The following is a 10,478-nucleotide window of genomic DNA, read 5'->3' as shown; positions in this document are numbered from 1 at the left end:
TCGCTGAATATATGCGATATTACAACTTGGAAAGACTGCACACAGCCAATGGCGACAAAACGCCGGTGGATTATGAAAACGAGCTAAAAAAAGTGTCCGGTTTTAGTTGACCAGTACAGGGAGCCCTTGTCGGGACAAACCTAAAGGGGAATTTGACAGATGTTAGTTTGATTGTCAGCGGGAAATTGATTCTACATCCCGCCATGATGTTGCTGATGATCTGGCTATTACCGAGCTATGATTCAACCCTACAGATGGGAGCGATACTGCTCGCGGCGGTGCCGATGATGAGCATCTATCCCATTCTTGGTAGTCAATATGGATATCGTAACCTGTGCGCCAGCGCCTTGTTAATGACAACGATTTGCTCGTTCTTTACGCTGGCTCTGTTACTTAGCCTGTTATCAATCTAACTTGGCCAAACCGCGTTTATGCGCCAATGCTTGAATGCCCAACACATACCCCTGCACCCCTAAGCCGACCAAAATACCACTGGCGACAGGTGAAATGTAGGAGTGATGGCGAAATGCTTCACGCGCGTGCACATTGGAAATATGCACTTCGATTACAGGCACATCGGCACCTTTAATGGCATCATGCAGCGCAATCGACGTATGAGTATAGGCACCTGGATTGAACACAACCCCTAGAGACTCACCCGCTGCGACCTCTTTTCCACTTTGATGGATCGCATCAATCAGGTCACCCTCATGATTGCTTTGCCGAAAATCCACCTCTAAACCATACTGCGCCGCCATCGAACGGCACATTACTTCAACATCCGCCAGTGTTTCGTAGCCATATTGAGCTGGCTCACGCGTGCCCAATAGGTTTAAATTAGGGCCGTTTAATACCATTATTTTTTTCATGTTTAACTCCACTGAAGCCACCATTCATTAGCTATACATATGGATCAGCGCACTGACGCTGATAAAAGAGAAGAGCGTCGTAACCAACAAGGTACTGGCGCAAAACTCTCGTTGACCATACTCGCCCCCCAAAATGGGGTAAATACTAAACATCGGCATGGCCGCAAACAAGATCGCCGCCATTTTTAAATCATTGGGCATCGTCGGGAAAAACTGGATGAAAACCAGCACCCACAACGGATGAATAACCAATTTCGCCAAACTCACACTGCCAATGCGGCTGTAACTGCCTTTAATGCTTACACCCACTAAGGAACCACCAATCACAATCAATGCTGCGGCCGCCGCGCCTGAGGCTAACAAGTTAAGCCCAACGTCCATAAAGGCAGGTAAAGACAGCCCCAGAACAGAAAAGAGAACGCCCGCAAACACGGAAATAATAATCGGGTTGGTGCTCACTCGCTTCAGGATACCTAGCCACTGCGCCTTGATACTCCCGTGCTCAGAGCGCCCAAACGCATATTCAACAAAGATTAGGGCAATGGGTAGGATGAGGATATTTTCGATCATCACCGTCATCGCGAAGGCCTGCGTGGGTGCATGATCAAAGAACTGCAAAAGGATGGGGAAGCCAATAAACGAGCTATTGGATAAAGCCGACCCCATGCCCCTCACGCCCGACACGCCTAAGCTGTCTTTAAACAAGTAACGACTGATCAGAACACCTGTAAACAAGGCGCAAATCGAGCCTACGCCATAGATGATCAAATACGCCGGATAGAACAACTGATCAATCGGCATACTGGATACCTTGATAAAGATCAGTGCAGGTAAAGCGACATACAACACGAAACGGCTTAAACCCAACAGCATTTCTTTAGGAATGAGGCGATAACGAACGCTGATATATCCTAGAAAAATGATAAAGAAGATCGGCGCTGTAATATTGAGCACGGCCTGCATAGACTATCCTTTCAGTATCCTAATCGAAGAACCAGGCTTAGCCCAGTAAATTACTTTTAAGCTCAAATCTGCGAATAAACTCGCGCTTAATGCCCTGTTCATTCACCTTTTCACCCGTAAAGTGCTCGAAGGCATCAATGCCTTGATGGATAAACAAATCAAATCCGGAGACAACCGCCAAACCCGATTCATGTGCCGCGACCATAAATTCTGTGTCAATCGGCGTATACACGGCATCAAAGGCCCATTTCTGATCAACAAACAACGCACGATCCAATGGATTACCCGGCGTTTTGTAGTGGCCCACTGGGGTGCAGTTCACCAGCCCATCGGCTTGCAATGCCGCCTCAGCCAACCCTTCTTTGCCGACCTGAGACGCAACAATGCCCGCAGTTTGCAATGCATTGACAAGGGACTCGGCACCGGCTGTGTTCAAATCAAATACCTTAACGTCAGTTGCACCCATCTCACCCAGCGCGAACGCCACGGCGCGCCCGACACCTCCCGCTCCAACCAACAGCACTGAACCGGCATCCTGATCGCCAACACGCGCACGATACCCTTTCATAAACCCTGTGTAATCGGTATTAAAGGCTTCTATATCCGGTCCAAGCAATAATGTATTACTCGCGCCGACATGAGCCACTTCAGGATGCAATATTTGGGCGGACTCAATGGCAACCTGCTTATAGGGATAGGTGACATTGGTTCCGCGATAGCCTTCATCCCGAATGCGCTGCAAAGTCGCTCTGAAGGCTTCAGGACTGCCATCATCGGGAATATGCATTTCATAGGTTAATTCTAAGCCATGAATGTTACCCAACATTGTGTGTAATGCAGGCGAGCGAGACTGCTGAATCGCTTGACCGATTAAGCCTAGTTTTATCATTGTTTTTCTCCTAACCGACTAGGATGTGAAATTGAAAAATGAAAAAAGAGGCTGTGCGCCTCTATCGTAATTGCAGACTATGCTAGCACTGTGAAAGAGACTATCCGAATTGAAACTTTAATTAGGCGATTGATTTTTTGCATCGCCCAACAACACTATAGGATTAACGGCGCCAAAAAACAGGGGTAAACAACACCAATAAAGTGAAGACTTCTAAACGCCCTAACAGCATGGAGAAGCATAAAATCCACTTAGCGGTCGAATTAATATCACCGAAATTACTTGCCACATCCCCTAGACCCGGCCCTAGGTTCGTAATGGTAGCTCCCACGGCAGACCATGCCGTGACTTGATCCAAGCCTGTGCCCATCAAGGCAATTAACATAATGACGAAGACCAACAGGTAAACAGAGAAAAACCCCCACACCGCCTGCAAGACGTTATCAGGAATGGTGCGATTGCCTAACTTTACCGGGAACACAGCATTCGGATGCACCAGTCGTTGTAACTCACGATAGCCCTGCTTCAAAATCAGCAGGATCCGAATCACCTTCATGCCACCGCCTGTTGACCCCACACAACCGCCAATAAAAGCAGTAATAAATAGCATAAACGGCAACATGACCGGCCAATTTGCAAACTCACCATTGCTAAACCCTGCAGTGGTTGCAATCGAAACGGTCATAAATGCGGCTCGTCGTAACGCATCAACCGAGTCATAGGTTTGATGAATAATCAGCACCGCAAGCGTAATCACAAACGTGATCATTAGAATACTTAAAAAAAAGCGAACTTCAGGATCTTTAAGATAGTGCAGCAAAGAGCGTTGCCGCCAAGCAAAGAAATGCAGGGCAAAGTTCATCGCCGATATGATCATGAACGTGATGCCGATCAGCTCGATCATGGGATTATTGAAATAGCCGATACTGTCATCATAGGTTGAAAAGCCACCGATGGCCACAGTCGAGAAGCTATGGCCAATGGCGTCAAAGGGGGTCATTCCTGCCAACCAATAGGCCAGCGCGCACAAAAGAGTTAACGCAGCATAGATATACCATAAAGCCTTGGCGGTCTCCGTGATGCGCGGCGTCAACTTGGTGTCTTTCACAGGTCCTGGAATTTCCGCTCTGTAAAGCTGCATCCCCCCGATACCAAGCATAGGCAGTATGGCCACAGCCAAGACAATGATCCCCATCCCACCCAACCATTGCAATTGCTGACGATAGAACAAAATGGATTTGGGGAGATGATCCAACCCGGTGATGACGGTCGCCCCCGTGGTCGACAACCCCGAGATAGACTCAAACACAGCATCCACGAACGACATTTGCGGCTCGGGCGCTAAGTAAAGGGGTGTCGCACCAAATAAACCCAGTACAGACCAAAACAACACTGTGATTAAAAACCCGTCTCTGACTCTCAATTCACCTTTTACACGATACACAGGCACCCAAATTGCGAACCCAATGCATAAAAGAATGAAAAAGGAGGCCATAAACGCAAAACGCGCGCTGTCATCATAGTAAACAGAGATGGCTAAGGGCGGAAGCTGCGTGAAGCTAAAGAGCATCAACAAGAGCCCCAACACACGTAAAGTCAATCGAAAGTGCATACACTAGCCCGTCGTCTAGAAAAAGGTCAAACCCACTTGGAAAAGACGCTCAACTTCCAAGATTCGGCGTTTATCTACCAAGAATAAAATAACATGGTCATCATTTTGGATTTCAATATCATCATGGGCAATCAGCACTTTATCGTTTCGAATAATGGCCCCGATGGTGGTTCCCGGTGGCAAATCGATATCCTCTATCGTCCGCCCTACCACTTTCGATGAGCCCTTATCGCCATGCGCGATAGCTTCCAGAGCTTCAGCCGCTCCGCGACGCAAGGAGTGGACGGCAACAATATCGCCACGACGTATATGAGTTAGCAGCGCGCCTATCGTACTTTGCTGAGGTGAAACGGCAATATCAATCACGCCACCCTGCACTAAATCAACATAGGCAGGGTTGTTGATTAAGGTGATCACGGTACGTGCCCCTAAGCGCTTAGCCAACATGGAGGCCATGATATTGGCCTCATCATCATTGGTCAGCGCACAAAAAACATCGGTATCGTCAATGTTTTCTTCTACCAGTAGTTCGCGATCCGATGCACTGCCATGCAACACAATTGTGCGGTTCAGTTGGCGTGATAACACATGGCATCGGGGCAAACTGCGCTCAATTAGCTTGACCTGAAAATCGGCTTCTAGACTCAATGCTAAACGCGAACCGATATTGCCCCCACCCGCGATAATGATGCGTTTGTAAGGCTTATCCAATCGACGCAACTCACTCATCACCGAACGAATATCAGGCTTGGCAGCGATAAAGAAAACTTCATCATCGACTTCGATGATAGTATCCCCTTGCGGCAATATGGCCCGATCCTGCCGAAATATGGCGGCAACTCGTGTATCTATATTGGGCATGTGTGTGCGCAGGTAAGCGATTTCGCGGCCAACCAGAGGACCGCCATAGTAGGCTTTGACGGCAACTAACTGGGCTTTGCCATCGGCAAAATCGAGCACTTGCAGTGCTCCAGGGTGCTGGATCAACTTTTTGATATGCAGGGTAACCAGCTCTTCCGGGCTAATCAGCACATCAACGGGCATGGCTTTGCTGCCAAACAGCGCATGATCGCCATATAAATAGTCATGCTCTCGAATGCGTGCAATTTTTGTGGGCACATTAAATAAGGTATGAGCCACCTGGCAGGCAATCATGTTCACCTCATCACTATTCGTGACGGCAATCAACATATCAGCATCCCTTGCCCCTGCACTTTCAAGCACACTTGGATTCGAAGCTGACCCCTCTATCGTTCGAATATCGAGACGATCCGCCAACTCCCGCAAACGGCCAACATCACTGTCAACAATGGTAATGTCGTTTGCTTCACTGGCAAGATTTTCGGCCACAGTGCCGCCCACTTGCCCTGCGCCCAAAATAATTATGTACATACTGTAAACGGCTCACTCGAGTTATTTAGCCATACACAGATCTATTTGATCTGTTTTAAATTCGTGCGCTGCTATTCTAGCGAAAAAATGCTTGAGCGGACACTCAAGCCTCACATCGAGACAACATTGCGCCAGATCAATGGATACAAGGCAAATTACATTTTTACGTATAAATGTGGTGAAATTGTCATCTCATTTAATTATGATGTTGTTTAGATGAGTGATGAACAAATTAACTCTTATTTATCAAACAATTAATAAAACTGATTCGTCAGCAACATAAGAGGCTCAATTCTTGTTTCTGAAAAGCTTCGGACATGCGTTTTTGCATGCACTCAAAAACCTACTGCCCATTGTCGCAGTCGTATTGTTTTTTCAACTGATCATCTTACAACAAATGCCAGACAACAGTCTGAACATGGCATTTGGTCTTCTTATCGTCGCGTTTGGCGTCGCCTTATTTTTACAAGGCTTGGATCTCAGTATCTTTCCAGTCGGCAAGAGTCTTTCGAATCAATTTGCGCGCAAAGGCTCTATCCCGATCTTACTGACCTTTGGTTTTGCCTTGGGCTTTTCTGCGGTGGTGGCTGAGCCTGCTCTGATTGCCGTTGCCAATCAAGCAATGGAGATCAGCGAGGGACGAGTCGATGCATTAACACTGCGCATCCTCGTTGCCATTTCTGTTGGTTTGGTTATCGCACTCGGCGTCTTCCGAATTATTTTCGGTCATGCGATTCACTGGTATATGATCATCGGCTACATTTTAGTGGTACTGGTAACGTTTTTTGCCCCTGAAGAAATTGTCGGCTTGGCCTACGACTCCGGCGGTGTCACCACCAATATTGTCACCGTTCCATTGATTGCCGCGTTAGGCATAGGACTGGCATCGTCGATTAAAGGACGTAACCCCTTAATCGATGGTTTTGGCCTGGTCGCGCTTGCGGTAATGGTACCCATGATTAGCGTTCAACTCTATGGCATTGTGGTGTACTCCCTCACGGCCGAGACTCAAGCCGTTTTCCAAGCGGTTACCCAGCAAGCAACCCAACATGCCCTCGTCACGGCCCTCTTAGACTTGCTGACGATGTTCAGAGATGTTTTACCGATTATCATCACTATTCTTTTCTTTCAGTACATCATTCTGAAACGCCCGCTCTCAAACCCACCCAAAATTGCTTTTGGTTTTTTGCTGGTCATCATTGGTCTTTATGCCTTTGTTGTTGGGCTTAAAATTGGATTGTTTCCCATCGGTTACAGCATGGCGGAGCAGCTTATTAACCTCAATCGTTTTGGCTTTATCTATTTGTTCGCCTTTATGATTGGATTTGCCACCACCATGGCAGAACCCGCCCTGATTGCCGTCGGTCAACAAGCAGAAGAAGCATCGGGTGGACGTATTAAAGGCAATGCCATTCGTTTAATGGTGGCATTGGGCGTGGCTGTTGGGATCACGATTGGCGTCTTTCGTTTAATTACTGGAGGGTCTATTCACTATTTCATTATTGGAGGATACACCTTAGTTATTTTGCTAACGATCATTTCGCCCAAGTACATCACGGCACTGGCCTTTGACTTAGGCGGGGTCACCACCTCAGAGGTTACCGTCCCCTTAGTAACAGCGCTCGGCATAGGCTTAGCGACCCATATTGAAGGACGCAACGTATTAATCGATGGCTTTGGTTTGATCGCTTTTGCATCCATTTTTCCTATTGTCTCTGTCATGTGCTACGCCATAGTGGCAGACCTGTTGACTAAATTTAACAAGGTAGAATCATGAAGTTTTCTGTTTTAGTAGCGATTGTTCCAGAAGAGCTGGAACAAAAAGTAGTTGATAATGCTCGTGATTTAGGTGCGGGTGGCATCACAATCCTAGGTGGCCGAGGAATCGGCAACAACACCAAGAAAACCTTTTTCGGTATGACCTATGAAGGGAGCCAATCGGTTGTCCTGATGGTGTTGGAAAAAGGCTTATCTCTGGAAATTCTAAAAGCCATTCAAGAATTACTGATCGATAAAGATAAAAAATCTCATGGAGTAGTCTTCACCTTTGCACTCGAGCATTTAGGTGGCATAGACTTATCTCAACTGTCAAAATTTGAAAATCATCTTAAAGATTCTATTTAACGGGAGCTTCTCTTATGCTGGTTAAAGATGTCATGGTTCGCGATGTCATCATCGTTTCTCCGTTTGCGACCATTCGTGAAGCCTTGAGCCTGATGAAGCGACACAGTTTAAAGTCACTGGTGGTGGATAAAACCAACGAACATGATGCCTATGGTTTGATTACCTATACCAATATCATCAAGACCATTATTGCTGAAAACGGTGATATCGATTTAATCAATGTCTATGACATTTGCGCAAAGCCCGCCATTTCGGTAGGACAAAGCCTTGCATTAAAACACGTTGCATCCTTAATGGCACAAAACAAAGTCAAACGTGTCTTAGTGCTGGATGATAATTCACTGGTGGGAATTGTATGCATGGATGACTTAATCGAGCAATTACTGAAGAACATTGAATAATGCTCAGCCAGGTTGTTTAACAGGACGTCTAAGCCATCATTGCGGATCAGGGTACGTGTTTTATTACCCTGATCAATGATGAAGGTCTGTTGAGTATTCAATCTCAGTGTAGCCAAGCTGGTTGACTAAGCTCTTCAGCAGTCGACTCGATACCCAGTCTAAGCTGGTGTTGCTATCAAACTGCTTAACCTGCGTCATTTGCATGCCGGCATAGCCACAGGGGTTAATCCGTAAAAAAGGCTCTAGATTCATATCAACGTTTAACGCCAACCCATGAAATGAACACCCTCGCCTCACACGCAATCCTAACGACGCAATTTTCTGCTCATCAACGTAAACACCCGGTGCATCTTTTTTGGCGTACCCCTGCACTCCCACCTGATCCAAGACCTCAACCACGGACTGTTCCATTGCCGTAACAACATCGCGCACGCCCAGTTTGTGTCGTCTTAGATCCAGTAACAGGTATACCACAAGCTGACCGGGACCGTGGTAGGTCACTTGTCCACCACGATCCACTTGAACCACTGGAATATCGCCTGGATTTAGCAGATGCTCTGCTTTGCCCGCTTGCCCTTGAGTGAACACAGGCTCGTGCTCTAAACACCAGATTTCATCGAGCGTGGTTTCCGTACGCTGATCGGTAAAGGCTTGCATTGCATGCCAAACCGATACGTAGGGTTGTACACCCAATGAACGTATAATCAGCGCCTTGTCTTGCATTATAGAACCATATGCACGCGGCCTGACGCCTTTAGATCTTCAAATAATGCCTGCAATTGCGCCTCTCCCGTTGCACGAATTTTCAAGCGCACAGACTGAAAACGTCCATTACGGCTGTCTTGGAATGTCACCTGTGTGATATCCAAGTCAGGTGCATGAATTTGAACCGTCTCAACGACAAACCCATAAAAGTTATTTTCATTATTCCCTACAACTTTTATCGGGTAATCCTCACACGGAAACTCAATTTTTGGGGCCTCTACCGAATCTGACATGCGCGCATCTCTCTATTTAACTGATCAGGCCAGTGAAAAACTGTAAAATCATATGCCATATACGTTTAATTAATCCACCTTGCTCGGCCGCCTCTAACGCAACCAAAGGCGCACTGGTGAGTTCCTCTCCATTCAAGCTGACAACCACACGACCGAGCTCTTGTCCTATCTCAATGGGGGCTTTAATACTGCGTGGCAAGTCTAAGGTCACCTCAACCTCATCCTCCTTGCCTCTTGGCAAGGTCACCGCGAGCTTATTGGACACGCCCACTTTCAGTTGATCCAAAGAGCCGCCCCAAATCCGTGGCTGACTCAACACCTGATTGGCCGGATACAGCTGGTGGGTATTGTAAAAACGATAGACAAACGACATTAACTGCTGCGTTTCCTGAGCACGCGTTTCTTCACTGGCGGAGCCCATCACCACAGTAATCAAACGCATACCATCGCGAATCGCAGAGCTCACCAAACAGTAGCCTGCTTCATTGGTGTGCCCTGTTTTAATACCATCAACGCTATCGTCACGCCATAAAAGACGATTTCGGTTCGGCTGACGAATTTTATTGTACTCAAAATACTTTTCAGCATAGATGGGGTAATACTGAGGTGAGTCATTAATCAAGGCTTGTGACAGCAAGGCCAAATCGTATGCAGATGAATACTGTCCTTCGGCGGGTAAGCCCGTCGCATTCTGATACTGAGTATTGGTCATGCCAATTCGACGAGCATGCTGGTTCATTAAATCAGCAAAGGCTTCTTCACTGCCCGCAATATGCTCTGCGATGGCAACCGAGGCGTCGTTTCCTGACTGAATGATGATGCCACGCAACAAGTCAATGACACTCACCTGTGTGCCTTCTTGCACAAACATGCGAGATCCACCGGTTCTCCAGGCTTTTTCGCTGATGCTGACCATATCGCTTTCTGCCAAGTTACCACGAATGATTTCTTGCTCAGCAATGTAGCTGGTCATAATTTTCACAAGGCTAGCCGGGGGATAACGGTCATGCTCATTATGAGCCACGATGACGTTGCCTGTATCCGCATCCATCACAATATACGAGCGCGCACCTATTTGAGGAGGAGCTGGGATTAACGTGCTGGACTGCGCCACAGGTACAAACACCAATAGCAGAACGACGAGGACTAAGCACTTCGCTGGGGATTTTATAAACTGTTTAAACATGACATTCCGTTCTTTCAGTTAGCGGTTAATAAACAAAATCGGTC

General features: G+C 47.0%; 13 protein-coding genes. 5 read left to right on the top strand and 8 right to left on the bottom strand.

Annotated features, from left to right (window positions below):
- Together F5971_RS17785 and F5971_RS17780 are read left to right on the top strand one after the other, a co-directional pair.
- Positions 1-110 (top strand): IS3 family transposase (locus F5971_RS17785; protein WP_193496443.1); only part of this gene is annotated, 110 nt, incomplete at its 5' end.
- 42 nt (positions 111-152) lie between these two features.
- Positions 153-413, top strand: a complete 261-nt coding sequence (locus F5971_RS17780) for an AEC family transporter (RefSeq protein ID WP_193496441.1) — start codon at positions 153-155, stop codon at positions 411-413.
- On the opposite strand, the gene aroQ is transcribed toward F5971_RS17780, so the two are convergent.
- From aroQ to trkA, 5 genes are all read right to left on the bottom strand, one after another.
- On the bottom strand, positions 405-869 hold the full coding sequence (aroQ, locus tag F5971_RS17775) for a type II 3-dehydroquinate dehydratase (protein ID WP_036512521.1): 465 nt from the start codon (positions 867-869) through the stop codon (positions 405-407). The two genes, F5971_RS17780 and aroQ, sit on opposite strands and share 9 nt — an antisense overlap.
- A 27-nt stretch (positions 870-896) precedes the next feature.
- Positions 897-1,832, bottom strand: coding sequence for an AEC family transporter (locus F5971_RS17770; protein WP_036512519.1), 936 nt, complete (start codon positions 1,830-1,832; stop codon positions 897-899).
- A 37-nt stretch (positions 1,833-1,869) separates the two neighbouring features.
- A complete protein-coding gene (locus F5971_RS17765) occupies positions 1,870-2,721 on the bottom strand; it encodes a shikimate dehydrogenase family protein (RefSeq protein ID WP_193496439.1) in 852 nt (283 codons plus the stop codon).
- 163 nt (positions 2,722-2,884) lie between these two features.
- Positions 2,885-4,333 carry a TrkH family potassium uptake protein gene (locus F5971_RS17760; protein WP_036512516.1) on the bottom strand — a complete coding sequence of 483 codons (1,449 nt, stop codon included), beginning with the start codon at positions 4,331-4,333 and terminating at the stop codon, positions 2,885-2,887.
- A gap of 15 nt (positions 4,334-4,348) precedes the next feature.
- On the bottom strand, positions 4,349-5,725 hold the full coding sequence (gene trkA / locus F5971_RS17755; protein ID WP_193496436.1) for a Trk system potassium transporter TrkA: 1,377 nt from the start codon (positions 5,723-5,725) through the stop codon (positions 4,349-4,351).
- A 295-nt stretch (positions 5,726-6,020) separates the two neighbouring features.
- Between trkA and F5971_RS18735 the strand changes: the two genes are divergently transcribed.
- From F5971_RS18735 to F5971_RS17740, 3 genes are read left to right on the top strand one after another with little or no spacing between them, the layout of a single operon-like run.
- A complete protein-coding gene (locus F5971_RS18735) occupies positions 6,021-7,502 on the top strand; it encodes a DUF1538 domain-containing protein (protein ID WP_036512513.1) in 1,482 nt (493 codons plus the stop codon).
- Positions 7,499-7,849 (top strand): P-II family nitrogen regulator, encoded by a 351-nt coding sequence (locus F5971_RS17745; RefSeq protein WP_036512510.1) that lies wholly within the window; start codon positions 7,499-7,501, stop codon positions 7,847-7,849. The genes F5971_RS18735 and F5971_RS17745 overlap by 4 nt, the downstream gene beginning before the upstream one ends.
- A 14-nt stretch (positions 7,850-7,863) precedes the next feature.
- Entirely contained in the window at positions 7,864-8,250 is a 387-nt protein-coding gene (locus F5971_RS17740; RefSeq protein WP_036512508.1) for a CBS domain-containing protein, read from the top strand.
- Between the two features lie 72 nt (positions 8,251-8,322).
- Here F5971_RS17740 and lipB read toward each other — a convergent pair whose 3' ends face one another.
- The 3 genes from lipB to F5971_RS17725 are packed head-to-tail and all read right to left on the bottom strand — an operon-like array spanning position 8,323 to position 10,434.
- Positions 8,323-8,973, bottom strand: coding sequence for a lipoyl(octanoyl) transferase LipB (gene lipB, locus F5971_RS17735; protein ID WP_193496434.1), 651 nt, complete (start codon positions 8,971-8,973; stop codon positions 8,323-8,325).
- Entirely contained in the window at positions 8,973-9,248 is a 276-nt protein-coding gene (locus F5971_RS17730; RefSeq protein ID WP_036512502.1) for an HP0495 family protein, read from the bottom strand. The genes lipB and F5971_RS17730 overlap by 1 nt, the downstream gene beginning before the upstream one ends.
- Positions 9,249-9,264: 16 nt before the next feature.
- Positions 9,265-10,434 carry a D-alanyl-D-alanine carboxypeptidase family protein gene (locus tag F5971_RS17725; RefSeq protein ID WP_193496432.1) on the bottom strand — a complete coding sequence of 390 codons (1,170 nt, stop codon included), beginning with the start codon at positions 10,432-10,434 and terminating at the stop codon, positions 9,265-9,267.
- Between the last annotated feature and the right edge of the window lie 44 nt (positions 10,435-10,478).

Source organism: Nitrincola alkalisediminis, assembly GCF_009821115.1.
Classification (GTDB): Bacteria; Pseudomonadota; Gammaproteobacteria; order Pseudomonadales; family Balneatricaceae; genus Nitrincola; species Nitrincola alkalisediminis.
This window is presented reverse-complemented; position numbering and strand designations above follow the sequence as displayed.

Coding starts and splice junctions, on each gene's coding strand:
- F5971_RS17770 (WP_036512519.1), bottom strand. CDS start 1,832: ATGCAGGCCGTGCTCAATATTACAGCGCCGATCTTCTTTATCATTTTT.
- aroQ (WP_036512521.1), bottom strand. CDS start 869: ATGAAAAAAATAATGGTATTAAACGGCCCTAATTTAAACCTATTGGGC.
- F5971_RS17740 (WP_036512508.1), top strand. CDS start 7,864: ATGCTGGTTAAAGATGTCATGGTTCGCGATGTCATCATCGTTTCTCCG.
- F5971_RS17765 (WP_193496439.1), bottom strand. CDS start 2,721: ATGATAAAACTAGGCTTAATCGGTCAAGCGATTCAGCAGTCTCGCTCG.
- F5971_RS17760 (WP_036512516.1), bottom strand. CDS start 4,333: ATGCACTTTCGATTGACTTTACGTGTGTTGGGGCTCTTGTTGATGCTC.
- lipB (WP_193496434.1), bottom strand. CDS start 8,973: ATGCAAGACAAGGCGCTGATTATACGTTCATTGGGTGTACAACCCTAC.
- F5971_RS17725 (WP_193496432.1), bottom strand. CDS start 10,434: ATGTTTAAACAGTTTATAAAATCCCCAGCGAAGTGCTTAGTCCTCGTC.
- F5971_RS17730 (WP_036512502.1), bottom strand. CDS start 9,248: ATGTCAGATTCGGTAGAGGCCCCAAAAATTGAGTTTCCGTGTGAGGAT.
- trkA (WP_193496436.1), bottom strand. CDS start 5,725: ATGTACATAATTATTTTGGGCGCAGGGCAAGTGGGCGGCACTGTGGCC.
- F5971_RS17745 (WP_036512510.1), top strand. CDS start 7,499: ATGAAGTTTTCTGTTTTAGTAGCGATTGTTCCAGAAGAGCTGGAACAA.